We start from the raw sequence: 23,406 nt of genomic DNA, 5'->3' as shown, positions 1-23,406 counted from the left end.
GGGCCGCTTTAGCTCAGTTGGTAGAGCACATCATTCGTAATGATGGGGTCAGGTGTTCGAGTCACCTAAGCGGCACCAAAAACCCACGAGAAATCATATACTTGCGACGATGCCACGGCAGCGACCGAGAGGCTTTCGAAAGACGCGGAACCACGGCGGAACCACTCCGAGGCAGCGCATGTCGCAGAAGTGCCGCCAGCACATTTTCGGCGAGCGTTGCACCGCCAACAACATCGCCCCTTGCTGCCTGTGCGGCCAGCCGATCCACCGGCACAACGACCAGTGGACCATCGAGCATTTGATCGCGCTCGGGCTGCTTGGCCCCGACCTCAACAGGAACTGCGCGCCAGCACATGAAGCTTGCAGGCGGCAGAAGGACAAGATCGACGTGGCCCGGATCGCCAAGGCCAAGCGGCAGGCAGAGGCGGGGATGCCAAGGAATATGCGTCACACATATTCCCCCCAAGGTATGGCCATCATGACCACACCTGAAACGAAAAAGCCGGCGCGAGGCTTTCAGGCCCCGGCCGGCGTCAAATACGATTGGCGGCAGCGCCGCTATGTGAAAGCTAGTCGTCTTTCCAGACCGGAACCCGCTTGACCTTGATCGCCACCAGGCGACGGATTTTTAACCCTACCGCTTCCGACCCCGATGGGATGACCGTGGTGACATCGAGAACGTGAGAGCCACCGCATCCGCATTTCATTCGATACATGAGCGAATCCACATCCACATCGCCTACGACCGCAATCAGGTCTGTAGGGAAGTAGTGATGCGTCCTTTTGCACGATGGGCACCGAATGCGCACGAACCGTTGCCCGTCGTTCAGGTTCGACAGCACATACCCTTTCGTTTTCGGCCAATACGGTTCCGGCATACCTCATGAAAGAGGATCATTTTCCTACGCGGTCAAGAGGTGGCTTGACTCTTTTGTTCTCATTCCGTTCACTTTCTTTCAAAGTGATGGAGAAAGCCCATGCCGCGCGTAACCCCAACCAAAGAGGAACTGGCAGACGCCTACGCCGAAATCGAGCCACAGTGGAACGAGATCATGCGAACCGCCAAACGGTCGCTACGGCCCATCATGAAGCTTGACCGCTTGGCTCAAAAGCATGCGATTTGCCAATTGACTGCGATATGGATCAGAACCGTATATCCTGATGATGACGAAATGGCCTTGGCCCTGTCGGATGCATTTCGGGAACAGGTGAACATCAATCTCACCGCGTCTAGAGGCGGGATAAACTAGGTCAGCGTATGTGCAACCTCTACAACCTGACAACGACGCAACAGGCCATACTGCAATGGACGCGCGCCCTGCGCGATCTGTCGGGCAACCTGGAGCCGTCGATCGATGTCTATCCGGATACGTTCGGACCGATCGTGCGAAACAGCACCGACGGCGAACGCGAACTACTGCGCGTGCGCTGGGGCCTCCCCTCATCCCAATTCGCATTGATGCAGGCGGCCAAGAAACGCGCCGCCAAGTTGGAAGCGAAATCAGGAGAGAAGGTAGATTTTGCCGAGTTGCTGAAAATGGAGCCGGATCGCGGCACCACCAACGTCCGCAATGTTGACAGCAAGCACTGGAAGCGATGGCTTGGCGTCGAAAGCCGCTGCGTCGTGCCGATGACAAGCTTTGCCGAGCCGCACGGCATCACGAAGAAGAACCATTGGTTCGCCCTCGATGCTACCAAGCCCCTCGCATTCTTCGCCGGCATATGGGTGCCGATGTGGACCTCGGTCCGCAAGATCAAGGAAGGTCCGGTGACCATTGACCTCTACGGATTCCTGACGACGCAACCTAATGCGGTGGTGCAGCCGATCCACCAGAAGGCCATGCCGGTCATCCTGACGACACCGGAAGAAGTCGACCTGTGGCTTTCCGCGCCTTGGGATGAAGTCAAGCACCTGCAACGCCCTCTCCCAGCGGACATGCTGGTTGTCGTGGAACCGCCAACGAAGCCCGAGCCGGTCGGAACGCTGCTATGATCGACCCGCCCCGCAGCCAGGATGACTACCCGGATCGTGATATCGACTGCCAGGAGGCATTGGAGCCAGCGTTCCAGCTTTTGATGGTGGACGCCCTCTCCTATGGCTGGAGCCCGGACGAGGCGCGCCGGGCGCTGCGCAAGCTCATTGCCGCCCACAAGGTCGCGGATGTCGAGAATGCCAAGGTCGAAACAACACTTGCGCTGATCCGTGCCGCCCAGAGAGTTGGAAATCGTTGATGCCTGAAGACCCTATCCGCCTGCCCGAAGGCTTTGCGCCGATCTCGAAAAGCACCCTGTTCGAACACTGGTGCGAGCATCCGGGCTGCAAGAAGTGGGGAGGTTATGGTTACGCCCGGCTGAAAACGGACGTGTCGCGATGGTTTTGCTACGAGCATCGCCAGGACGGTGAAGGCGTGTTGTGACACCCGAACGCCCCTACGAACCGCAGATCGGCCCGGCCGGCAAGCTGGTCATTGCCGCCATCGTCGCTTTCGGTTTGTGGGCCGCGTTTGGCTGGCTGGTCACATAGGCGGAACGATTCCTTATCCCATCCGTTCGAATCGCTTCGGTGATGGAGATCAGCATGGTTGCGCCGCGTGCCGCCTGGAAAGGCTTCCTGCGAGTTGGTTCGGTGAGTTGCGGCGTCAAGATCGTCGGCGTCGTCACAGAAGCCGAGAAGATCCGTTTCAACATCCTGAACCGCAAGACCGGCAACCGGGTGAACAGCGTCTATGCCGACGAGGTGACAGGCGACATCGTGCCGGCCGACGAACAGATCAAGGGCTGGCAAGCCGACAAGAACGACTTCATCCCCATCGACGCCGAGGATATAACGAAGCTGAAGCTGACTTCAGAGCATACGCTCGAAGTCGACGAGTTCGTGCCGATTTCCGATATCGACACGCGCTACCTCGAAAAGCCTTACTACCTCATTCCAGCCGACAAGCCTTCAATGGAAGCGTTCGCGGTTCTCAGGGACGCGATGAAGAGCAAGAAGATGGCGGCGCGGTCTTGTGTCGTCATGTACCAGCACGGCCACGAGATCGTCATCCAGCCGTACGGCGAAGGCATGCTTCTGACGTGGCTTCGGCCACACAGCGAAATGGCCGATGAAGGATCGGTATTCGAAGGAATACCGACCGGCAAGCAAGACCCCGAGCTTTTGGAAATCGCCGGCATGCTGATCGACAAAAAGCTGACCGAATTCGATCCGGCGAAGTTCGAAGACAGATACGAGCAAGCCTTGATCGAACTCATCGACGCCAAGCGCAAAGGCAAGAAGCCGCCGAAAAAGGCTCTTCCGCCAGAGCCGAAGAACGTCGTCAACCTGGCGGAGGTGCTGCGCAAGAGCCTCGAACAGGAAGGCGGAAACGTCCCCGCGAAGGGTGGCAAGAAGACCAAGGCAGCTTGAAGTTGGCAGTGAATGAGCATTTGGCTTGGATGGGTGCTCCATTTGCAAGTCGGACCTAAGAAGGGGGCGGGAGTCGCCTAACCCTCTGACGGAGAGCGCCGACGACTTTGGTCAGTTCGGACGAAGTGCCGGACGTGGAATTGTTCTTTCGCAAGCGGGAACTCTCCTTCCTCTGGCGAGTTGTTGGGTCTCTATGGGGGGCTTCCACAGAATGGAGAGAAAAATGCCGGCCAAACAATCTGCGAAAGCTTCATCCAAGGATCTTGAAGACCTTTTCTTGGATGGGTTGAAAGACATTTATTATGCGGAGAAGAAGATTCTGAAGGCCTTGCCAAAGATGGCCAAGGGGGCTGAGTCTAAGGACGTTGCCGCAGCTTTCGAAAAGCACCGTATGGAAACCGAGGGTCAGGTCGAGCGATTGGAGCAGGTATTTGACCTTCTCGACAAACCGGCACGTGGCAAGACGTGCCCAGCCATCGACGGCATCATCGATGAAGGCTCCGAGGTGCTGGAAGAATACAAGGGCTCTCCTGCTATTGACGCAGGACTGGTGGCTGCTGCGCAAGCCGTCGAGCATTACGAGATTGCGCGATACGGAACTCTGATTGCATGGGCCGAGCAACTCGGCATGAGCGACGCCGTATCGCTGTTGCAGGCTACTTTGGAAGAAGAAACCGCCACCGACGAAGCGCTGAACGCGTTGGGTGAAGGCGGGGTCAACCAACGAGCCATGGCAGAAGCTGCCTAATCAAGACCTGCGGATATCGACCCTGGCGCTTTGCCGGGGTCGTGGCGCACCTCGAGACAGTCGTAAATCAGCACAAAGGGCCATGACGCCGGGCGGCTTTTTTTGAGTCTTAACCGCGTCTTTACCATAACCCGCCACAGTGGCGGCAGCGAACAAGTGATGAGTATCGTGAATAGCAAACCCGTCTTCGCCGGCCCGAAGACGGGTTTGCTTTAGTTGTCGCTTAACCAGCGTGATCCAATCAGACATGGGCGGTGGATACATCCGCTCAGTGACAAGTGCCCGCCTCAACCTTCCCCCTGAGGCGGTTTTTTTGTGTCATCCTCAATCAGCAGCCCGGCCTCTCGCGCTGCCTCGACAAAGTCAGAACACGCTTGGCCGACATCGACGCGCCGCGCCAAAGCCCCGGCGACAGAAGCAATCGCGCGCTTGTAGGTTGGCCCCCGTTTGTCAGTCGGCCAACGGTAGGACAATTCGACCGCCGCTTGAGCTACCCTGGCGATCTTTAAATCACAGTTCCATCGCCTCGAACGGATCAAGACCGGGATATCAAAATTCGCGTCGGGCATGGACTCTAGCGCAACCTTAGCCTAGCAGCGGCGGTTGCGCCTGTGCTTCAAAGGATGCTAATTTAGACCGCTGTCCGGCATGTTTCTTGGTCCAGAAGCTGATTTCACTTATAATAATCAGATTTTCACACAGTTGGTGTTTCGAGCCGGATCAATCCCTGAATTCCAGTATTGCCGCTGCCAGTGCGCAAGACTGATGATGCCTCGCCACGCTCGCTCTGGAAGCGCTCGCCATAGCGCTCGGGATCAAGCCAGAACGGTTGTTGAGAGCAAAGACCCACCCAGCCGACGCCGAGCGGGCGCCAATGCTCGCAAATCCAGGGGATGGTCAGGGCGGCGGTCGACCGGTCATGGCATACCAGGCTGCAGCGGCGCCGGCGGCAGCCGACAAAAGCGCCTTGCCAATGCCCCACATCGCTTTCCCCAGTGATCCCGCGAAGATCACGCGGTCGCGCACCCTTTCAAGCTCGAGCGTCGTGGGACGGATGGCTTCAACTGATTTCTCGACAGCGCTGAGGCGATGGTTGATGCCGATCACCTCGCGCTCTGTGCGCTCCTGTGCTTCATAGCCGCGGCGGCGGCCTTCAGAAGCTTCCTTCTGACTTGCGACGACTTCTGAAAGCATTCTCTCGATAGATTTAAGTCGTTCATCAAAACGCGCGATCTCGACTTCCATAGGTTCATCCGCCATGAGCCCCACTGCCCTGTTAATGCACTGCCATGAGATAGATGCCGATCAGGCCGGCGATGATTGCCAGCGCCGCCAGCACGTAGGCGATGTTCACCGGATGCCACTTCATTGCTTTTCTCGATCAGGTTTGCCGGCCAATGCTGTAGCCACGTTGTCGTAGTTCTGCGCGCAGCGGATCACACGGTCGTTGGCACGGTTGGTTGCCCGGCGCTCCGCTTTCCACAGCACCACGGCTTCATCTCCAACAGCGTCGGGCGCATGCGGTTCCCGCTTGCGGCAGTCATCTGGCAGGGGCGGAAGGTTTATGCCGGCCTCGACCTTGCCTTTCTGGACCGCAGCCTTATGCAGCGCCGCCTTATCGTTCGCGCACGAAGTCACGATCAGACTGAGTGATACGGCAAGAACGGCCCTGAGCGGCGAGCTGTGCGGCATAGATGGCATTCCTCTGTTTGTCGTGTTCGTCATCCAGCCTTTCGCGCTCCTGCGCCTCGGCAAGCAGCTCGGCATAGAGGGTGGCGGACTTCCGTCCGGCTTCGAGTTGGCGGGCGATTTCCCTGTTGGTCGCTTCAGCGGCGTCGAGTTGGGATTTCAGGACGTACCCGGCGAGCGCTTCGCCACGGACATTGGCGTCGTGCCATGCCAGCAACGCCTTGCCACCGACGTAGGCAGCCAAACACAGCAGAACGATTCCGACGAACCGGCCGAGCTTGTCCTGAATGAACCAGAGAGCGAGGGCGCTCATATCGCCAGCCAAATGAAAAATGCTGGGACAAGGAGCAGAATGACACAAGACACTCCGGCTGCCGCGCCAAGAAAGCTGGACAAGAGTACGCGAGGGTCGATCATGGAAATCCCCCTGTATTGTTGGAAGTGGATGCCCGGCTCACCCGGCCGGGCTCGGGTGTTTCGTCAGGCAGCCTTGGAGGCCTTTTCGAAGGTCAACTCATAGACCTCGCCAAGCTCGAACTGCGCGATCGCGGCCGGATTGGTGATGGTGATCGAAAGTTCCCCGGAAGGTGTCCACTTCGACCAGTCGCCATTTCCTTCCGCGAGGCCCTTCAGATAGCCACCAAACGCGGCGCCCATCTTCACCTCCACGTTCACCGACTTCTCATCGGCAGTCGTGTGGTGATTGATCTGCTTGACGTAGAACATTGCTCGGACCGTCATCGGTCTTCTCCTTTATATATTACCGGCGATCCCGGCCGGCACGGGATTGGAAGCGGTCAGTCCAGCCCCGACACGCAAAGCTCGCCTTCGCCGATCCGGGTGGCGTCACCCATTTCACGGCGCTTGGCGAGGCCGACGATCATCTTGCCACCTGCACGGTTGAAGGCGGTGGCGGCAACGCAGCTTTGGACGTACTGGCCGAGCCGCCCGAGCTTCGCCGCGGTGGACTTGCAGCCCGCCCCGATGCCGACATTGTAGGAGAGCGAAAGCATCATCGCCCGCCACGACAGAGGCTTGGCGCCGAACCCCTCGATGCACTTGACCAGCGCCGGCCGGAAATCCTTGGTGAGCCGCTTTTGCAGGCGCTTCTTGCAACCCTCCGGCGTCTCCACCATGCCCTTGCGCACGTTCTCGGTGTCGCCGTTGCAGATGGTCCAGACCGGCGGCTTAGCGATCACGTCGAGATAGGCGCGCAGTTCCTCGCCTTCCCACGGCTTCACCAGGTATTCCGAGGCCAGCACCACGTCGTCAGGGATAGGCGGCTCACCGGAGCGCACCACATACAGCACGCCGCCGATGGAGGTCGAAGCCGCAACGACGGCGGCAATCGCCGCCTTGGCGCGTTTGGAAGGCGTGAGGCGCTTATTCAGCATCGTCTCGCCCTCCTGAAACGCTATCCTGAACGACGACGCGCGAAGGAATTGCCGCGAGCGCCAGCAGCGCTCCGATCAGGCCAAAGCCGACCCGCGAAACTGGCAGGTAGCCATCGAGAAACGGCCAGAGGTAGTCGAGGAAAACGACGATGCCGCAGAGAGTGCTACCGGCCGAGCAATAGACGCTGTAGGCGCGCGAAAGCACCCGCTTCCAGTTGGAAACGAGACGCATGGTCTAGTCCTTTCCGATTGTCAGAAATTACAATTTTGCTAGGCTTGCCCTTTTGGAGGGCTGAAGCATGGGGCCGCCATCGCACTTCACCACGCAGGAATGGTTCTACGCGATAGTGGTGATCGTCGCGATTGTCGGCATTGCGTGGGCCATCATGGCATGAGCCGTAGCCACGGTTTGTTCCTGAATGTTGTCAGGAATTGTCAGGGCGGCTAGGTTGTCGCGTGGCTTCCCAGAGACGCTGCAAAGGCCGGCGCGCTATTGACCCCCAAACGCTAGTGCGTCGGCTGCTCTTTGATCATTTTTCGTGCCAAGTTCGGTCGAATTCACTGGAACCAGATATTCCACTGCTCGTTGAAGCCAGCGCATAGGGCCGGCGGTTTGGATTCCCAAGGCTATTGCACATGGCTTCGCCGGCCCTATGCGTTGCGTGGAAATGCGTCGGTCGGAACGGCAAACCCGGCATCCGGGGAGTACCTGGCCCATCCATCATGCGCTTTGCAGCGCAACCGCTGTAACTGTCCCGCCGGATGGCAACACCGTAAGCACCGAATTAAGTGCTTCACCTGCCGCTGATACCTTCGACCCAATGATTGCACGGTAGAGAGTCCCGTTGACCGCATTGTAATTCTCAGTGACGTTGCTGAGACCATTAGCTCCAGTGCCGCCAGCCTGCGCGACAACCAGCGCAGCCCCGCCAGCCGGCACAGTCACGGTCGCTCCTGTTGGCGCCGCATCGGTATCCGCTGCCGTCATGGACACACCAACACCGCGATAGATACCGACGACGGAAGAGCACCCTGTCCCGCTGAATGTGAGAACGACATTGGCGGCGGTTGCTCCCGATAAGCTAGAGCTAGCACCGGAATCGACCGCCCAAATTTCGCAGTTACCCGAGGTGCCGGAAGCATAGTTTGCAAGGCGGGTTGCCGTGATCCCCCCAACAGTCACACTATTGAGCGTGCGGGACGAAGATGAATGTCGGAAAGCGATGCAAAGAAATGTCTTGCGGTCAGCATCGGTCGCCCCGATAGCCATCCCGGTTATCGTTTGTGTTGTTGTGCCTGCCCCATTGCTATTGTTGGTGGATATATAAGTCAGATCGGGTAGGGCTGCCGTCACCTCCAGATCAAACACCTCCAGATCATCGGTATCACTGGCAGCGTCCGTCACCCGCACCGAAAGCCCGGTGAAGTTGCCGCTCTCTGTCGGGGTGCCGGAAATATCGCCGGTATCCGGGTCTATGTCGATTCCATCGGGCCATGTGCCGATGAGCGAATAGACGTAGGGCGCTGTGCCGCCCGAGGCGGAAACGGTGAAGCCGTCATAGGCCTCGCCTTCCGTCGCAGTCAGGACTGGAGTGCCAGAAATGGCGAGTGGATCAGGCGTCGGCCCGCCACCCGCTGCCCTCGCCCGCCATTGCAGGCCAAGGCCGAGGCCGAGATGCAATCCAGGCATTTACGCAGCCTCCACGGCAACCTTATCGCCCACGCTGACATGGAAGGTGTACGCCGTATCCGCCTTCAGCTTGCGCGCCGCAGCCGTTCCATCCGTCCCCACCGATGCATCCGGGGCCGGCCCAATCGCTACCCAGCAATCGGCATCAGGCAGCAACTCCACGATTTCCTCGGGGGCAGCAACCGTCAACGTTCCCGTCGCCGGCATGGTGATGGTTTCGGTGCGCACGTTCGATCCCTGCGCCACAGGGGCGACGTAGTGATGGGTCCCGTCGATACGGGCAAAGGTGACGATGAGTGTCGCCATGATGGTGTCTCCTATGAGGTCGGAAGATCGGAAAGGGCTGGAAGTTCTGACGGGTCTTTGGCCGGATAGACCGTGATCGAGCGCAGGTAGACGGAATCGAGATTTTCCCCGAAGTCCCCGCCGTCATGGCCGATCAGCACCGAAGCCAATGACGAAAACGCTGCATAGCCCACGGTCTGCGTCAGGGCAGACGCTCCATCGAGCGACCATGCATATTCATAATCGCCGCCGCCGACGTCGCGATTGAGCGTCACCGCAAGCGTGTGCCGGCCAGTCGTTGACAGGCTCGCCCCAAGGCCGAGCGAGACGGAATCGTACATGTTGTCGTCAACGGCAACGACGATCATGTCGGTTGATGCATCCCAACTGACATCATCGCCAAGGAACAGCGCAAATCCGAAAGGAGGCGATACGAAATCGAAATCGAGAATTATCGTCATCCCGGCGGCAAGGCCCGACTGGAAGTCGGATAGCAATGGCCCCGACGCTGCGGGATGATTGCCGTTCTCGAACACAAAGAACATGCCGGAGCCGGAAATAACCCCGGCTTCATAGCCTGTCAGGATCGACCCGATGCTGCGCGGCGCGCCTCCCGCATAGTATGTGCCGGCCATGAAATCGAGGAATGCCGTCGCCCCGGCCGGCAGCCAGTCGGGCAATGGAGAAGCAACCTGCGCATTGAGCATCTGCGCCGCACCGGAAAGGATCATGCCGTCACGTCCGCAGCGAGCCAGCCAACAAGCTCCCACTCGTCGGTTGCGATTTTCTTGAGCGTCACAGAAGCACCGACCTGCGCCGTTTTCGGCAGGTAGCCCGGAACGGCATGGATCGTGACGTCGGTCGGTGCGTCGAAGATCACAGCACCAGCGCTGGCCTGCCGGAAGGTGATTTCCGTATCGACCGGAAACGCCACCGCCGCGTTGGATGGCAATATCACTGTGCAGCCGCCACCCTCGATACAGCGCAGATACTTGTTGGCGTCGGAAAGCACAGGCGTATAGGTGCCATCCGTCGCAACAGGCAGCGCCGCCACGATTGACGGCCGGAAATTCGCCTGCGGCAGCGTGAACGGCCCGAAAGATGCCCCGCCTTCGAGGTAGATCGTCATCTGTGTGCCAGAGACGGTGATGTTGGAGATTTCATTCGGGACGGGCGGGTTTTCTTCCAGATCGACAACGCGCTGGTCGAGATCGTAAAAATTCCCGTCCACCTCGGCAGCGGTCAGGTTCGATCCCTTGCCGGCACCCCAGGCGCCGGCAGTCCGGTAGGTCAAAGTCATGTGCGGAAATCTCCGTCAGGCGGTGACAGGCAGGCAGAGGATCATCAACTGGCGGTTATCAACCAGCCTGTTGCTATCGTCCAAGATGATGTTCGCAACCGTGGTTGCACCGGCATAGGCATAGCTGAAAGCCCCCGCCTCCACGCCGATGTCGGTCGGGAAAAGCAGCGAAGCCGCGCCACCACTGAGGCTTGTTACTGAGGCGGCACCGGCCTTGAAATTGGGCTTTCCCCCGTCACTGCCAGTGACCGGCGAAACAAAATCCAGAACGTCGCCGGTAGGCTCAACCCACTTCAATGACAAGGCGTATGGAAACACTTCCAAGGCAACGAAGCTGCCGATTTCATAAAGCGGACCAGTCCCGAAAGCGGGCAAACCGGCGATGGTGTGCGATGCCGCTCCGATCCAACCTTCCTTTTCAGTGAGCACGTAGCCTCCCCAACTCACTGGTACGGACACGTCGGGATAGTAGAGTCCGGTATTCGGAGTGCCGAACGGCGAATAGTAGATAGGAGCGACCTCGGCGCTGCTCTCATCGATAGGACGCACCACCGCGCCCAGCCGAACGATGAAAGCGAAAGCGAGTGGCGGGGTAGTGTTGTCGCGCCAATGCACCTCTACGATGCGCCGAAAAGGATCGAGGACGACCGGCCTGCCGGTGGAGCCGTAAGCCTTCGCCATCAGTCGTCATACTTGAAGTTGAAACGGCGATAGATGCCGTCCGCCCTGCCTTGAAACAGGATACGCTTGCACCGCTTGACCATCACATACTGCTCAGCATCAGCCGGATTTTCGACGCGGATGGTTTCTTCTTCGCGGTCGATCTCGTCAAAATCCAGCACGACGATTTCAGGGTCATCGATCTGTCCCGTGTCATCGGGATATTCGACGCGGATGGAAGGCCCGGATTGCTGCGTTGCCTGTTCGAACCGTGCGGCCTTGCCGAAACGGAAATGCGCCTCGCCGTCGCCTTCCGGCTTTACCCGCGCCAAGGCCCGCTGAAGGATCGCTTCGGCTGCACTCTGGCGCGTGATCTTTTCCAGCGAGGCAAAGCGCGGTTTCTTGATCGTGATGGTCGAGAGCATCAGGCCGTCACTCCCGCTTCCAGATCAATCGTCCGGGCAACCATGAGGTCGGATACCGTGATCGGATATTCGGTCGTGAACGGCCCTGCCTTCAGAACCTTCAGATCGCAATCGACTTCGGTGAACACCTGGTTGAGCGCGCTGATCGCTTCGGCGGCGTCTGACCGGAATGCATCGAGAACCGGCTTTTGATCGTTCTGCCCGTTGTAGACCGTCATCTGCTCGACCAGATCGACGGCGCGCATGTTGTAGAAATCTACTCCATCGTCGTTCGGCAAAATGTCGCCGAATTCCTCATAGGTGACTTCGCCAGCAATCGGCGCATAGGTCGCCCCGGAATAAAGCTGCCAGTCATCCGAATAGCCCGCAACGACATAGACCGGAGAACCCGTCACGGTCGATACCGTGTTCCCTTTCCCCACCGTGCAGCCCAGCGAGACATGGGCAATGAACTCACCCGTTCCACTGGCCGAAAGCTCATAGCCGATGATCTTGCCGGATACCGTGCCACCCGGCAGGCGAGGATCCGTGATGGTCGCGCTCTTTCTGAGAGACAGGCCAAGGCCCATCCGCCACGGGATGGAGAAAGACACATTCGCCGCCCTTGCTCGAGACAGCAGTTGCGCCCTCGCTAGGGCGATCAGATATTCGAGGCTCCTTTTGCCCCGGTCGGTCGGGAAATAGGCGCGGTTACGGAGATCGCCAATCGGCATGATGCCGTCGGGATTGTCGGTATCTGTGGGATCAATCGGTAGACCCGCATCCTCGCTTGCCACCTCGATTTCTATGACTTCCTCGTCGCCAGGTTCGGTCAAAATCGCCTGACAATCGGCATTGAGGGTAAAGGTCACGACCTCGATGCGCTTGCGAGCCACGTCATAATTTGCGGTCAGCGTCGGGCTAAGCGCCCACAACGGAAAATCCGCATGTCCATTGTTGAACCCCGCGCGCGAAAGCACGGTCGGCAGTGCGATTCCGTCGACACGATCTACCGAACAGGGGCCGAACTCCCAGCCGCCGCCGATCCGGTCGCCTTCCTCCGGCCAATCCCGCATCAGGCCCTCGCCTGTGTAGGAGGTGGCAAAGCCGTTTCGTGATCCAGCCGCGACAAATGCAGCAAGAAGCGTAGAAGTCAGGTCGACATTGCCAACGGCGGTCTGATCCCAGCTTACTTCCGCCGTCACCTTCACCTTTCGCACTGGAGCCGAGCCCAGATCGACGGTGAGCGAATCCCGCAGGAAAGCCCCGCTCACATCGACAATGCCGTCCTCGCCTTGAAGGATATCGGTGACGGTGACAGCATGTGTCACCCTGTCGATGTGCCAAAGCTGCGTTCTTGCCTCTAGGACTGCATCAGGATCGTCGCGGCTTTCCTCGTTGAGCCACAGCGGGTCATAGTAGGGCTGAACCTTCAGCGTTTCGGCCAGAGCGCGTTTCTGAGTGTCGAAGTCTTCCGGCCTCGCCACGAATGACAGGGAGACGACATTCTCGTCCAGTTGATCCGGCAGGCCCACTAGCCGCCCGAAAAACAACGCGGTCGCCCCGGCAGTCGGGTTCAGGTCGTCAGTCCATGACAGCCACGCCCAGCGCTTGCGGCCCGTCGAAAGCAGCCCGACACGCGGATTGCGAACATCGACCTGCAACTGAGCGAAGTCGCCTTCCTGATGGCTAATGCGCAGCGCAAGAACGTCCTCGTCCTCGACCTCATGTTCCGGCCCAAAGCTCGTTTCGGAAGCGTCGGCCCATGCAAAATGAAACACGGCCTATTGCTCCTCGAGGAGAAGTTGCCAGTTCACAGCCGCTCCCCATTCATCGAAGTCGGTGCGGTAGCTCACCACCATCATGGTCAGGCGCGGGCGATAGAAGGTGAAATTGCCTTCCGTGCGCGTGGCCGGATCATCCGTGTTCGATGCCAGAGGGCGGGCCGGTGAGCCGCCAGAGGTGAGATAGGACAGTTCTGCCGCGCAATCGACGGTTAGAACCTGCCCCGGCCAGACGCCATCTAAAGCCGGTTGCTGCTGGTCTGTACAGGTAATGGTCGAGCGATACTTGCGAAACGCCGGTTCCGACAGGTCAATCAGCGTCCCGTTGACCGTGCGCCCCATCTGTGAGGCCGCGTCGATCAGTTCGAGCGACTGCGTGATGCCGCGCGCCGAATATGGCGGGATGCCGATAGGATCTAGCCGCAGCAGGGTCAGTTCGGTCATTGCTTCTATCTCGCTTGAGGAAGCGGGCGGCGGTCATAGGTTGGTCCGCGCCACAACCGGCCCAAGGGATAACCACGCTGCCCATCTGGCCAGACCGTAAAGACACGGATCAGCCCTGAAAGTGGATGCGTCTCTGACGCTAACTCAATCCTCACGACGCACTGGCTTTGCGACCTGCCAAGGGCAGCGACTTCATCGGCTAGTGACCTCATTTATACCACCCCGGCTTGCGGCCTGCCGAAAGCGTGGCGCTGCCCGTCGCATAGGTCGAGAGCTTCGCCGCTACCTGAACCGGGGCGACGGTATCGAACCTCTCACCATCCGGCATGACGATAGTGACAGGCGTCCCCGAAAATCCACCGCTCGAAGCAGCCGGGGCAAGCTGCATGTTGGCAAAACCACCACCGGCAAAGCGCGGGATATCGACGGAGAGCGAACGCCCTATCCCATCGACCAGCCCGCCGACACTGAAGCCCTTGAGGCCCTTGAGCGATGGCAGAATGCCGTTGTTGATGGCATGGAAGAAATCGACACCCAGCCGCTTGACCACGGCAGCGCGCATGACGAACTCGCCATTGGACAGCCAGGCCAGGATTGAATCGCTGGTAGGCCCGCCAGCGCCCCGTACATGACCACCAGAGGCGAAGCCCTGTGTGGTACTGGACGATCCGCCCGACGATCCGGCAGCCGAACGGAGCCTTGCCGCTTCCGCCGCTGCGGCCCTGAGAGCCGACAGGATGCGATCAATGGCCGACTGGATTTGCGAGGCGACTTGGTTGACAAGATTGGTGAGCGCGGAAAACCCGCTTTCCACCATCGAACGTATGCCACCCATGATCCCGTCAATAGCGGTAGAGGCCTGCCGGAATGGCGTGACAAGCGCATCGGCAAGCTGCGAAGCAACCTCGATATCCCCGGCAGCTTCCGTCGCGCGGCTGATAGCGGCGGCAATCTCATTTGCGGCATCCACAACGGCGCTTGTCGCACCTGTGAAGCCGTCCACAATCGCGCCGATCACCGTAGAAATTGTATCGGTGACCCCGCCTATCGTCGTTGAAATTACCGACGCCAGCCCGTTGAAAGTAGCGGCAGCCGCCCCGGAAATCGTTGTCCAGACAGCGGAGCCGGTGTTGGCAATGGCCGTCCACACCGGGCTTAGAAGCGAGCCAAGACCGGATGCGCTTTGAACGATGAAGTCGAACGCCGTTGTCGCCCGCGCCGTGATCTCGTCCCAGATTGCAGATGCGCCAGCCTTGATCTGATCCCATGTGGGCAACAGTTGAGCGGCCAGCCCGGAAATGGCAGATACGGCCCCATCCACGAAGCCCGCGATCAGTTGCCCGATCCCGATGAACACCGCGCCGATGCCTTGCAGGGCGAGCTGCAGCGCCTCCACGAACATCTGGCCCGCAGCGGCCCCGGCGTTGCGCAGACTTTCCGCAATCGCGGCTATGCCGTCGCCTGAGAACAGGTTCTTCAGGTACTCCCACGCGGACGACGCGGCAGCCGTTATGTCATCCCAAAAAGCATAGATCGCCACGCCGGCCGCAACGACACCCGCAACGATCAGCGCGGGCCAGCCGACCAGTCCTGCGACCAGTCCGAGGAATGACAACGCGCCAGTGACCAGGCCGCGAAACAGCGTGGCAATGGCTCCCATCGCGCCGCGACCGGCAAGGAAGGCAAAGGCCGATCCGAGCAGCTTCACGCCGTTTATGATGACGGGAATGGCGGATGCGAACAGCTTGAACACGCCAAGGAGCTTCAGGAGCGCCGCAGCGATCAGAAGTTGCCCTCCAGTCAGTTTCGTGCCGAACACGGCGTTGAGGCCGTCGGCTACCAGCCTCGCGCCCTCGCTGATCATCCTGAACAGCGGGAGGACTACACCGTTGACGACCGCCGCGAGATTCCTGCCGAACTCAATGACCGCATCGCGCCATTTCAGTATCCAAGGGTTGCGCACGCGCTCGTCATTGCCGGCAAGCGCATTGACCAGATCACCGATCAGCCGCACCGTTCCGAGTGTCAGCGCCTTTCCAAACTGGAGAATAGCATCGCGGTTTTGCACGATGACATCGCGAAGCAGGCGCGCACCTTCCGTCACAGCGGGCGCAAAGATCAGCCCCAGCCAAAGCCGGATACCTTTTGCGGCAAATGACACCTCGTCCAGCGCATCGCCCATCTCGTCGGCAATGTCGGCAGCATTCTTGTCGAACACGATGCCGAGCTTTTCGGCTTCCTTGCCGAGATCAATCAGTCCTTGCTTGCCGGAATTCAGCAGCGGCAACAGTTTCGCACCGGAGCGCCCGAACAGTTCGATGGCGATTGCCGATTTTGCTGCACCATCCGGCATTTTTGAGAATGCTTCGGCAATGTCCTGAAGGATCGCTTCGGTCGGCCTGATTTTCCCGTCAGTGCCCTTGATGTTGACGCCCAGCCGCGAAAACAGGTCGATGGCAGACTTTGAACCGCGCGCCGCATCGCCCAACGCCTTGTTGAGCCGCGCCATGCCAGCCTGGAACTCAGTCTGTTCGACATTGGCCATCTTCGCCGCGAATTCCAGCCGCCCATAGGCATCGACGGTCAGGCCGGCGGCTTCCGCTGCCTTTCCCATGCCGTCAACGACTTCTGCGCTGTCCTTTGCGAGTTTCAGCGCGCCCGCACCCACGGCGGTTGCGGCAGCGGCAGCGCCGGTGAAGGCAAGGGCAAGCCTGCGCCCGACCGTGGCAAGGTCCGAACTGAACGTCTTGAGGCTGGCCCCGAACTTCGTCAGATCGGCCTTGAGCGCAGCTTTCCTGATCTGGTCGAAAGCCTTTTCGCCGGCTTCGCCCATATCCTTGAGCTGCTTCTCAATCTCGCGACCGCCGTCCAAAGCAATTCTTTGGACTATCGTCTTTTTCGCCATACTTACCACCACGAGAAAAGGCGGCTCCGAAGAACCGCCTCAACGTTCAGATTGCCTTGCTAAGCTATGCCTCGCATTAGCCCGCGCCACCTCGCTAGGCTGCTGAATGCTCGGCTTGACTGTGCTATGCTGCTTTCTTCAAAGTCTCCTCGTCCTTCGCGATCTCCCAATGGGAAACTACAAAGCGACCGAAGGGGCCTTTCCGGGCAGGGCGAAAATCGCCGAGCCCAATCTTCTTACCCGCATCGTCCACGACAGCGCGGACAAGTGCGGGAGAGAACATCGCTCCGTCCACATCTAGTGTGAACTGCGTCTGCCACGCATCGACGCGCGGGCGATGGCACATGATCCTGCCACCGGTCGAAGGGATAACAACCGACCGGCTATCTACCTCCCATTCCGTCAGCGGCTCGCCGTCCGCATTGGTCAGGGTGCACAGCATATCCTCGACCATGAGGCCCGCCGGGATCAGCGACGTTTTCATGGTAGTCAGCTTCGACTTACCCGCCTTGTGGAACGTCCCCGCCGCGATGAGACAGGCGAAGATATTCGGGCCGGGAATATAAAGGTGGCCGTCAGCATCGGCGTATCGCTTCGCTTCGGCCTGCTGGCGGGGCGTTCCCTTGTCCCCCTTGAACGTGACTGCCGTGCCGCCCGAGACCGCAACCTCTGCGGCTTCGGTGAAGCGGTTCATGATGAGGGGCGTCATACCCTGAATCGTGACTGCTATTTTCATAGGAGTTCTCCATGGTTTGCTATGCCGTTCGTTGCAACGCCTCGCCGCGCTAAACCGCCCTTCACGCAGCCGCGCCTCATTGGCGTTTACAAAAGCAAACCTAACGTATATCTTACTATACTACAAGCAAAAAATATACGCGGAGTTCATAATGATTGACCGCCCCGATGCCGTCGCATACGTTACGGCCATGATCACCCCGGCCCAAATCCGCGCCGCGAGGGCGCTGATCGGCTGGAAACAGTCTGACTTGGCCTCCGCTTCTGGCGTTTCGGAAATCTCAATCAAGAACATCGAGCGCGGGGCTACTGACCCTCGCGGCAGTACGCTCGCCTCTATACAAAGCGCTTTCGCGGAGGCAGGTGTTGTCTTTCTCGACCCCGGCGATGTTCGTGATGGCGGCCACGGCGTGCGGTTACGATAGCCATGCCTCAGACCTTCAGATGCTTCACGAACAGTTCACCCAGCCGGTTGGCTGCGCGTTCGGTTATTTCGCGGATGGAGAACTTGTCCGGCATCTTGGCCTTTGGAATGCCGATGAACAGCGGCACCAACCGAGACGCCTTGCCGGAGTTGCCGCGCCGCAAGGCCGAGAGTGTGACCTTGCCGGGAGTCGTCTGCCCGCGCCGGTTGATTGCGATCTGGCCTGCCAGCAATGGAGGCTTGCCAGGGCGATTGATGGGGACCAGCGGCCCGATGCTCTTGATGTAGCCTGCCGGCGTCATCTTCGACCGGCCGATCCGCTGCGGGGTCGATTTCAACGGCAGCCACAGAAGCGGCTTACCGCTGATCGTGTCGCCATCTTCGAAAACGCCGGCATATGGAATCTTGTGCCAGATGAAGGCGGCGGCATTCATCGAAGCGCCGCGCTTTGGGTAGACATCAACCCGAAGCGTGTTCTGCCAGCGTTTCGAAAAGCCGGCTGACGCAATGTCCGCGCGGCCTTCCCGCTTCACAATCTCCGCAGCCTCGATGATCGCGCTTGTGCCAGCATAGGCAATCGGGTCGGCAATCTGCACCATCGCCCGCGCGAACTCGCCTTTCTTGGCGTCGAAACGAAACCTTGCAGCCAATTGTCGAGACTCCCATATCGTGAAATACTGGTTTGCGAGTTTGGGAGGGTTCGATGTTCCGCAGGATTGTCAGCGCACTGTTGTTCTTGACCGCGATTGCCTTTTCGTTTGGCCTCGTCGCCGCGCCGCCTGCAAATGTTGGGGCTGGCGTCATCCTCACCGGCATCACGGTCATCATGGCAATCGGGGCCTTCTATGTGTGGCCCCGTTCGGATTTCCATGTCCCTGATGATCTGTTCATGGATCGAACCGCCGCGACCAAGACAGCAGACGGCCCGGTCCCTTCCCGTTTTGGCAACGGAGACGTGACGCGCGATATGCGCCGCCTTGGCTTGACCTGATCAGTCCTTACCCAGCTTCTCGACCTGCTTTTTCACGTCCTTCGGATCGCCCCGCGCCGCCATTGCTCCGATGGAGAGCCTTGACGCATCTTCGCGGTTCTTCCGTTTCGAGGAAAAGAACAGGAAGCCTGCGATCTGCCGAGGCGTATAGTTCCACACCGCAGCGGGCGGATGACCCGACGCGATGAGTTGCTCCACCGCTATTGCGAGGTCGTAGCCCGCGCCTTGGGCGATGCTCCGCCGCCGACCGCGCCCATCACTCCGGTCAGCGTTTCCATGAAAGGGACCGGGCCGCGCGGCATGGTCACGCGAATGATCGCCGTAAGCAGTTCGGCCTTTTCATCGAGAGCAAGGCGCGAAGCATTCGCCTCGTCCAGTTCCTCGACGCCACCGGCAATGATCGCATTCACGATCTCATCGGACATGCCGAGGATTTCTGCGAGGTCGAACTGACCCTTGCCCCATGACTTGCGAAGGTCGGGAAACCGGAACAGCAGTTGCGCGATGGCCTGAACGCCAACGCCGCACACCGTGGCCTGTGCGCCGCGAACCTCGACAGTTTCGGTCAGCGGCGCGATATTGATCAATCCGGCCATCAGGCAGCCTCGAGAACGGTGACGGTGCCGAAGTCGGACGTGCCATCGGTGTGTTCGGTCGCCAGCACTTCCGCCGTAACCTCGATCTGACCCCATTCGTCAGAGATCGGATTGAACGAACCGGACGGGCCGAAAGACACGTTCGGCAGGCTCATGGTCACTTTCGCGCCGATATCGTTGGTGCCGGTGAACGAGATTGCCCCGGTGATTTCCGTTTCCGCGAAGATGGCGAAACTCTTGGTACCATCCGAAGCCTCATCGATATCGCCGCCGAGCAGCAGCATGGCGAGATTTTCCGCCGTCAGTTCTTCCAGCACGACGCGAAGGGTCATGCCTTTCTCGATAGCGACCGAACGATCCTTGTTGCGAACGCCGGAACGGCTGGAGAAGTGATCCAGCTTTTCGATGGTCGGGGTCAGTTCGATTTCCGGCGCATTGCCGAGATCGCGCTGAACGCCTGCGGTCGGCGTAAATTTGATGGTACCCTTGCCGACAAAATAGTTCAGCGGATTGGGAGACGTGGCCATGTCAGTTTCCTTTCGGGTGTTGAAGCCCGTCACCGGGCATGGTGATTACGCAGTGGTTTCGACCAGATCGGACGGGTTGAGCCGGTAGGTGAAGGTGAAGGCCACACCGATGCCGCCCTCCATGGAGCGACCCCGTTCGGTAATGGTTGCCGAGCCGCGATAGCGGATGCCGATCCGGTTGACAGTCAGGCCCGCCAGCGTCGTATCGGTCAGCACGGCGTGAATGAGCTTTGCCCGCCATTCGTTGAGGTTCGGGCCGATATCCTTGGCCTTGGCCGCGATCCGAAATTGCACTTCCGGCGTCATTTCCACGATGCGAACAGTCATCAATGGACGGGTGCCGGCGTCATCGACGGCGCTTTCCTCGCCATCCAGAAGGACGACGGCTGGCAAGGCGGTGTCGGCCAAGTCAGCCTCGTTTCTGCGGCTGTCCAATGCAGGATCGATGGCAGCCGCGACCGCCTGAAGCCGCGACAGGATTTGCTCGCGGATATCGGTCATGCCGCCTCCAGGATCAGCAGCAGTTCGCCATCGGCCTCGCCATTTGGCGAAGGACGGTATTCGTGCCGCATGATCGACCAGCTTTTGCCGTTGAACGTGATCGTCGCGCCCCGAAGTTCTCCCACGCCGACACTGCGTTCAGTCAGTTCGGAAACGCGCACCATCGCCGCAGGCAGGATGGTGGACACGGTGATCTTGTCGCCGACTTCAACGCCTGCCGTCTTGTCCAGCACCGTGAGCGTCACCGGCTCCGCATCGGAGACGTCGAGCGCCAGCGTGGCGGGGACACCAATCACGTCATAGGTCGGGCCATAGAGCAAAGAGGCATAGTCGATCATGCCGCAGCCTCGATCCTCTGGCCCACAACATCCCAGCAGTAGCCGGATGCCATTTCCGCCATCGTGAACTGCTTCCACGCCAGCCGAGCGGCCCATTCCAGCCGGTCGGGCGTGACGACCTCGCCGGGTTCATGTCCGGTTACGGCCCAAGCCATTGAGCCGATATCCATCGAGACGGCGGGAACGCCCGCAATCACCGCCTCGACAGCCGTGTTGCTGTTCCAGGTCACCACATGCGAAGCGCCATCCAGCGACGATTGCAGATCGCCGCCGATGGTCTGGACACCGGCAATGCTTCCCCCCGCCCCGCGCTTCACAGCTTCGGGATGAGGCCGGAAGCGCACGTCATGGCCGGTTGCTTTCAACCGCATGGCCGTCTCGCGATACCATCCGCCCAGTGAACCGCCGATGGACCTGAGCGACATATCGCCCGGAACCTGCCCGATGATGAGCGCGTAACCTTCCTTGCGTCTCCACGGCTTCAGCGGGCCGAAATGCTCATGGAAGCGGCCGGGATCAGCACGCGTCCCGCGGAATTCCCCTCGACCGTTCAAGCCGCCGCCGAAGGAAACCGACGTCCATTTGAACCGATCACCGAGATAGCCGCGCTCGAGGATGCAAACCTCGCCGCCGCTGCTTTTCTGCGCCTGAATTTCGACTGCGCGCCGGACGCCCCAGCACACCAGCAGGTCGCACGGCTCCCACTGGCTGGCGACTTCCACGGTCCATCCGTGCTGTCTAAGCCCCTCACCGAAAGGACCGCACCATTCGCGATGATGTTCGGCGCGAGGGAGAAGGATAGCTTTCATTTCTTGACGACGCCCCACACTTCTTCGCCGAACTCTTGGAAGTCGGGATACTTCGCGGAGACAACGCGGTTGACGGTTGCCCACGAAATGTCATGTCCGAGGATCATGCCGCCGCTACGGACCTTGGAAGCCCAAGCCGCGATATCGCGTTTCAGTCCGTGTTCGGTGTGGTCACCGTCGAGGAATACGAAATCCAGCGATCCCTTTTCGACCGACTTGGACATGGCGACGGAATCGCCCTTGAGGATGATGCACCGATAGCCGTAGCCCTTGGCCCGCAGCGCCACGTCGCGTTCCAGCGCTCGCATGTCGAAATCGACATAGGTCTCCGCGTTCTCATCCTCCCGAAGCGGAACAACCTTCCACTGATCGACGCCGGTCATCGAAAGGCCGGGACAGGCATCGAGTACGGAAAACAGCGTCTTGCCCCGGAGAACGCCGATCTCTGCGCCCCTGGTCCATCCATGCTGCTTCACCAGGTCGATGATGACGGCGCGCTGGTTCGTGGCCTTCACCAGATGGGCGAGACGTTTCCGGTCAGACATAGGCTTTTCTCATCCATTTGGAATGCGCGCTTTCGGAACGCGGTTCGTAGGGACCGCAGAGGAACGCGGCTTTCATGCCTTCCGGCGGTGCGTCCCTGTGTTTCGATGGGCGATACTGGATGACGCCTTCGGTCTCGCCAAAGGTCGGTTCATCAGGTCCAAGCACATGTGCGACCCACGATTGATCGCCGGTCCAGTAGGCTGCCCGTTTCCGAGCCCATGCCACCTTTTCAGGCGAAAGCGTCGTCCAGACATCGTTGCGATAGCCGGGTTCGATGGAAAACATCGAAGTGTTGTAAGGCTCCAGCCGCGCACGATCCCAAATGACGAACGGCTCATTGACGTTCAGCAGTGGTTCGAGATCGCCGGTCACGACAACATCGAGATCGATAGACGCGAACCGCTCTCCGATCATGTCGTGGAACTCAGGCGACCAGCCCCAAAGCTTAGGTAAGTAATCCGGCAGCGCCTTGACCTCATCCGGCATGATGATCGAGCCGGGAATGTCGAAGCTGCCGTCCTGTACGCAAATCAGTTCATGCCCGCCGTGCCGTGCCAGCATCGAGGCGAGTGTGGATACATGGCCCTCGTCGTAGCGGGCAGTCTGTTTCCAGAAACCCTTGCCGCGCCACAGCCAGCACACGAATTTCATGCCAGCGCCTCGTCAAACGTTGCCCGATCCCATCCGGGGATGACGTTGACCGGCGAGCAGTTCATGAGCCTGATACCTTCGGCACGAAGCGATGACGACAAGCCTGCAAGTTCATTTCGATGCTGGTCGAAGCAGCCGTTCATCAGCGGCCACGGATAGTGAGCGTTATGATTGTGGCGCTTCGCCCCGTCGAGCTTTCCGTCCACACCCAGCAGGACAATCGCCTTTGCGCCCCAATGGCGGGCAAGGTTCGCGGCACCTGAAACCGAAGTACGGGACAAAGCCAGTTGATCGCGTTTTGTCGCTATCCCGTTCGCCGGATCGATCTTGGTGAACCGAAGCACGTCGCGCGGCCCGCCCGTCGAAGTCGTCGCAAACTGGCCCAAGAATTTCGGCTGTTTCGGATAGACATCGATGTACCACCGCGCATCAGCAAAGAAGCACACATCGGCCCGTGGCCATGTCTCATATGCAGAATTGATGGCGATGACCCGCCGCCCCTTGAGAGGCGACAGGTCGAGGTCCAGAACGGACGGCCCGCCCGCGAGAATGAAGGCGGTCTGTCCTGACCAGTCCATG

The 23,406-nt window shown here is 59.7% G+C and carries 37 protein-coding genes and 1 tRNA gene; 10 read left to right on the top strand and 28 right to left on the bottom strand.

The features are described from left to right. Positions 1–2: 2 nt before the first annotated feature. The 8 genes from ASD50_RS16915 to ASD50_RS16880 all read left to right on the top strand — a co-directional run bounded on the left by ASD50_RS16915 (position 3) and on the right by ASD50_RS16880 (position 4,154). A tRNA-Thr gene (locus ASD50_RS16915) sits at positions 3–78 on the top strand. Positions 79–178: 100 nt separating this feature from the next. Then, positions 179–601 (top strand): hypothetical protein, encoded by a 423-nt coding sequence (locus ASD50_RS23235; RefSeq protein ID WP_056243504.1) that lies wholly within the window; start codon positions 179–181, stop codon positions 599–601. 376 nt (positions 602–977) lie between these two features. Further along, entirely contained in the window at positions 978–1,250 is a 273-nt protein-coding gene (locus ASD50_RS16905) for a hypothetical protein (RefSeq protein WP_056243502.1), read from the top strand. A gap of 8 nt (positions 1,251–1,258) precedes the next feature. Next, positions 1,259–1,993, top strand: coding sequence for an SOS response-associated peptidase (locus ASD50_RS16900; RefSeq protein WP_056243500.1), 735 nt, complete (start codon positions 1,259–1,261; stop codon positions 1,991–1,993). Then, positions 1,990–2,232: a hypothetical protein gene (locus ASD50_RS16895; RefSeq protein WP_056243499.1), complete on the top strand. Its 243-nt coding sequence runs from the start codon at positions 1,990–1,992 to the stop codon at positions 2,230–2,232. Before ASD50_RS16900 ends, ASD50_RS16895 begins: the two co-directional genes overlap by 4 nt. After that, on the top strand, positions 2,232–2,417 hold the full coding sequence (locus ASD50_RS16890; protein WP_056243496.1) for a hypothetical protein: 186 nt from the start codon (positions 2,232–2,234) through the stop codon (positions 2,415–2,417). The genes ASD50_RS16895 and ASD50_RS16890 overlap by 1 nt, the downstream gene beginning before the upstream one ends. A gap of 161 nt (positions 2,418–2,578) precedes the next feature. Then, on the top strand, positions 2,579–3,406 hold the full coding sequence (locus ASD50_RS16885) for a Ku protein (RefSeq protein ID WP_056243840.1): 828 nt from the start codon (positions 2,579–2,581) through the stop codon (positions 3,404–3,406). A 223-nt stretch (positions 3,407–3,629) separates the two neighbouring features. Further along, positions 3,630–4,154, top strand: coding sequence for a ferritin-like domain-containing protein (locus tag ASD50_RS16880; protein ID WP_056243494.1), 525 nt, complete (start codon positions 3,630–3,632; stop codon positions 4,152–4,154). Between the two features lie 287 nt (positions 4,155–4,441). Here the strand turns inward: ASD50_RS16880 and ASD50_RS24335 are convergent, their stop codons facing one another. The 18 genes from ASD50_RS24335 to ASD50_RS16795 form a co-directional block, all read right to left on the bottom strand. After that, positions 4,442–4,723 carry a DUF982 domain-containing protein gene (locus ASD50_RS24335; protein ID WP_056243491.1) on the bottom strand — a complete coding sequence of 94 codons (282 nt, stop codon included), beginning with the start codon at positions 4,721–4,723 and terminating at the stop codon, positions 4,442–4,444. 328 nt (positions 4,724–5,051) lie between these two features. Then, positions 5,052–5,399 carry a hypothetical protein gene (locus ASD50_RS16870; protein ID WP_056243837.1) on the bottom strand — a complete coding sequence of 116 codons (348 nt, stop codon included), beginning with the start codon at positions 5,397–5,399 and terminating at the stop codon, positions 5,052–5,054. A gap of 31 nt (positions 5,400–5,430) precedes the next feature. Continuing rightward, complete coding sequence (locus tag ASD50_RS24145; protein ID WP_162252033.1) at positions 5,431–5,523, bottom strand: cell envelope integrity protein CreD; 93 nt, start codon at positions 5,521–5,523, stop codon at positions 5,431–5,433. Further along, positions 5,520–5,645, bottom strand: a complete 126-nt coding sequence (locus ASD50_RS24140; RefSeq protein ID WP_274533331.1) for a hypothetical protein — start codon at positions 5,643–5,645, stop codon at positions 5,520–5,522. Before ASD50_RS24140 ends, ASD50_RS24145 begins: the two co-directional genes overlap by 4 nt. 124 nt (positions 5,646–5,769) lie before the next feature. Next, on the bottom strand, positions 5,770–6,156 hold the full coding sequence (locus ASD50_RS16860) for a hypothetical protein (protein WP_056243487.1): 387 nt from the start codon (positions 6,154–6,156) through the stop codon (positions 5,770–5,772). A 167-nt stretch (positions 6,157–6,323) separates the two neighbouring features. Next, positions 6,324–6,584, bottom strand: a complete 261-nt coding sequence (locus ASD50_RS16855) for a hypothetical protein (protein ID WP_056243485.1) — start codon at positions 6,582–6,584, stop codon at positions 6,324–6,326. A 56-nt stretch (positions 6,585–6,640) separates the two neighbouring features. After that, entirely contained in the window at positions 6,641–7,237 is a 597-nt protein-coding gene (locus tag ASD50_RS16850; protein ID WP_056243484.1) for a lysozyme, read from the bottom strand. Beyond that, a complete protein-coding gene (locus ASD50_RS16845) occupies positions 7,227–7,469 on the bottom strand; it encodes a hypothetical protein (RefSeq protein ID WP_056243482.1) in 243 nt (80 codons plus the stop codon). Before ASD50_RS16845 ends, ASD50_RS16850 begins: the two co-directional genes overlap by 11 nt. A 489-nt stretch (positions 7,470–7,958) precedes the next feature. Next, the gene (locus ASD50_RS16840) at positions 7,959–8,927 is read right to left on the bottom strand and encodes a putative Ig domain-containing protein (protein ID WP_056243480.1); all 969 of its coding nucleotides are present in this window, start codon (positions 8,925–8,927) and stop codon (positions 7,959–7,961) included. Next, positions 8,928–9,233, bottom strand: coding sequence for a hypothetical protein (locus ASD50_RS16835; RefSeq protein WP_056243478.1), 306 nt, complete (start codon positions 9,231–9,233; stop codon positions 8,928–8,930). It lies immediately after the preceding gene. Between the two features lie 11 nt (positions 9,234–9,244). Beyond that, the gene (locus tag ASD50_RS16830; protein ID WP_056243476.1) at positions 9,245–9,943 is read right to left on the bottom strand and encodes a hypothetical protein; all 699 of its coding nucleotides are present in this window, start codon (positions 9,941–9,943) and stop codon (positions 9,245–9,247) included. Then, a complete protein-coding gene (locus ASD50_RS16825) occupies positions 9,940–10,512 on the bottom strand; it encodes a hypothetical protein (protein WP_056243472.1) in 573 nt (190 codons plus the stop codon). Before ASD50_RS16825 ends, ASD50_RS16830 begins: the two co-directional genes overlap by 4 nt. Before the next feature lie 15 nt (positions 10,513–10,527). Further along, positions 10,528–11,193 carry a hypothetical protein gene (locus ASD50_RS16820; protein ID WP_056243470.1) on the bottom strand — a complete coding sequence of 222 codons (666 nt, stop codon included), beginning with the start codon at positions 11,191–11,193 and terminating at the stop codon, positions 10,528–10,530. Beyond that, positions 11,193–11,597, bottom strand: coding sequence for a hypothetical protein (locus ASD50_RS16815; protein ID WP_056243468.1), 405 nt, complete (start codon positions 11,595–11,597; stop codon positions 11,193–11,195). Before ASD50_RS16815 ends, ASD50_RS16820 begins: the two co-directional genes overlap by 1 nt. Then, positions 11,597–13,357, bottom strand: coding sequence for a hypothetical protein (locus tag ASD50_RS16810; protein ID WP_056243466.1), 1,761 nt, complete (start codon positions 13,355–13,357; stop codon positions 11,597–11,599). Before ASD50_RS16810 ends, ASD50_RS16815 begins: the two co-directional genes overlap by 1 nt. 3 nt (positions 13,358–13,360) lie before the next feature. Next, positions 13,361–13,804, bottom strand: a complete 444-nt coding sequence (locus ASD50_RS16805; RefSeq protein WP_056243464.1) for a hypothetical protein — start codon at positions 13,802–13,804, stop codon at positions 13,361–13,363. 208 nt (positions 13,805–14,012) lie between these two features. Then, a complete protein-coding gene (locus ASD50_RS16800) occupies positions 14,013–16,709 on the bottom strand; it encodes a hypothetical protein (RefSeq protein WP_056243462.1) in 2,697 nt (898 codons plus the stop codon). Positions 16,710–16,833: 124 nt separating this feature from the next. Further along, positions 16,834–17,445 (bottom strand): hypothetical protein, encoded by a 612-nt coding sequence (locus ASD50_RS16795; RefSeq protein ID WP_056243460.1) that lies wholly within the window; start codon positions 17,443–17,445, stop codon positions 16,834–16,836. A 151-nt stretch (positions 17,446–17,596) separates the two neighbouring features. On the opposite strand from ASD50_RS16795, the gene ASD50_RS16790 reads away from it, so the two are divergent. Continuing rightward, positions 17,597–17,869: a helix-turn-helix domain-containing protein gene (locus ASD50_RS16790; RefSeq protein WP_244484559.1), complete on the top strand. Its 273-nt coding sequence runs from the start codon at positions 17,597–17,599 to the stop codon at positions 17,867–17,869. A gap of 7 nt (positions 17,870–17,876) precedes the next feature. Here the strand turns inward: ASD50_RS16790 and ASD50_RS16785 are convergent, their stop codons facing one another. Then, positions 17,877–18,518, bottom strand: a complete 642-nt coding sequence (locus tag ASD50_RS16785) for a DUF6441 family protein (RefSeq protein ID WP_056243459.1) — start codon at positions 18,516–18,518, stop codon at positions 17,877–17,879. A gap of 53 nt (positions 18,519–18,571) precedes the next feature. On the opposite strand from ASD50_RS16785, the gene ASD50_RS16780 reads away from it, so the two are divergent. Further along, positions 18,572–18,859, top strand: a complete 288-nt coding sequence (locus ASD50_RS16780; RefSeq protein ID WP_056243457.1) for a hypothetical protein — start codon at positions 18,572–18,574, stop codon at positions 18,857–18,859. Here the strand turns inward: ASD50_RS16780 and ASD50_RS16775 are convergent, their stop codons facing one another. From ASD50_RS16775 to ASD50_RS16735, 9 genes are read right to left on the bottom strand one after another with little or no spacing between them, the layout of a single operon-like run. Then, a complete protein-coding gene (locus ASD50_RS16775) occupies positions 18,860–19,057 on the bottom strand; it encodes a hypothetical protein (RefSeq protein ID WP_056243455.1) in 198 nt (65 codons plus the stop codon). It abuts the gene before it with no gap. A 2-nt stretch (positions 19,058–19,059) separates the two neighbouring features. Next, entirely contained in the window at positions 19,060–19,455 is a 396-nt protein-coding gene (locus tag ASD50_RS16770; protein WP_056243454.1) for a hypothetical protein, read from the bottom strand. Continuing rightward, positions 19,455–19,982, bottom strand: a complete 528-nt coding sequence (locus ASD50_RS16765; RefSeq protein WP_056243452.1) for a hypothetical protein — start codon at positions 19,980–19,982, stop codon at positions 19,455–19,457. Before ASD50_RS16765 ends, ASD50_RS16770 begins: the two co-directional genes overlap by 1 nt. 45 nt (positions 19,983–20,027) lie before the next feature. Further along, complete coding sequence (locus ASD50_RS16760; protein ID WP_056243451.1) at positions 20,028–20,483, bottom strand: hypothetical protein; 456 nt, start codon at positions 20,481–20,483, stop codon at positions 20,028–20,030. Further along, complete coding sequence (locus tag ASD50_RS16755) at positions 20,480–20,821, bottom strand: hypothetical protein (RefSeq protein ID WP_056243448.1); 342 nt, start codon at positions 20,819–20,821, stop codon at positions 20,480–20,482. The genes ASD50_RS16760 and ASD50_RS16755 overlap by 4 nt, the downstream gene beginning before the upstream one ends. Continuing rightward, positions 20,818–21,630: a hypothetical protein gene (locus ASD50_RS16750; protein ID WP_210168937.1), complete on the bottom strand. Its 813-nt coding sequence runs from the start codon at positions 21,628–21,630 to the stop codon at positions 20,818–20,820. Before ASD50_RS16750 ends, ASD50_RS16755 begins: the two co-directional genes overlap by 4 nt. Then, entirely contained in the window at positions 21,627–22,175 is a 549-nt protein-coding gene (locus ASD50_RS16745; RefSeq protein WP_056243444.1) for a class I SAM-dependent methyltransferase, read from the bottom strand. The genes ASD50_RS16750 and ASD50_RS16745 overlap by 4 nt, the downstream gene beginning before the upstream one ends. Beyond that, complete coding sequence (locus ASD50_RS16740; RefSeq protein WP_056243442.1) at positions 22,168–22,827, bottom strand: hypothetical protein; 660 nt, start codon at positions 22,825–22,827, stop codon at positions 22,168–22,170. The genes ASD50_RS16745 and ASD50_RS16740 overlap by 8 nt, the downstream gene beginning before the upstream one ends. Continuing rightward, the gene (locus ASD50_RS16735) at positions 22,824–23,405 is read right to left on the bottom strand and encodes a hypothetical protein (protein ID WP_156465141.1); all 582 of its coding nucleotides are present in this window, start codon (positions 23,403–23,405) and stop codon (positions 22,824–22,826) included. Before ASD50_RS16735 ends, ASD50_RS16740 begins: the two co-directional genes overlap by 4 nt. Between the last annotated feature and the right edge of the window lies 1 nt (position 23,406).

Origin of the sequence: Mesorhizobium sp. Root552 (assembly GCF_001427285.1) — a bacterium.
Classification (GTDB): Bacteria; Pseudomonadota; Alphaproteobacteria; order Rhizobiales; family Rhizobiaceae; genus Mesorhizobium.
The sequence above is the reverse complement of the archived record's forward strand: the minus strand, read 5'-3'. Positions and strand labels throughout refer to the sequence as shown.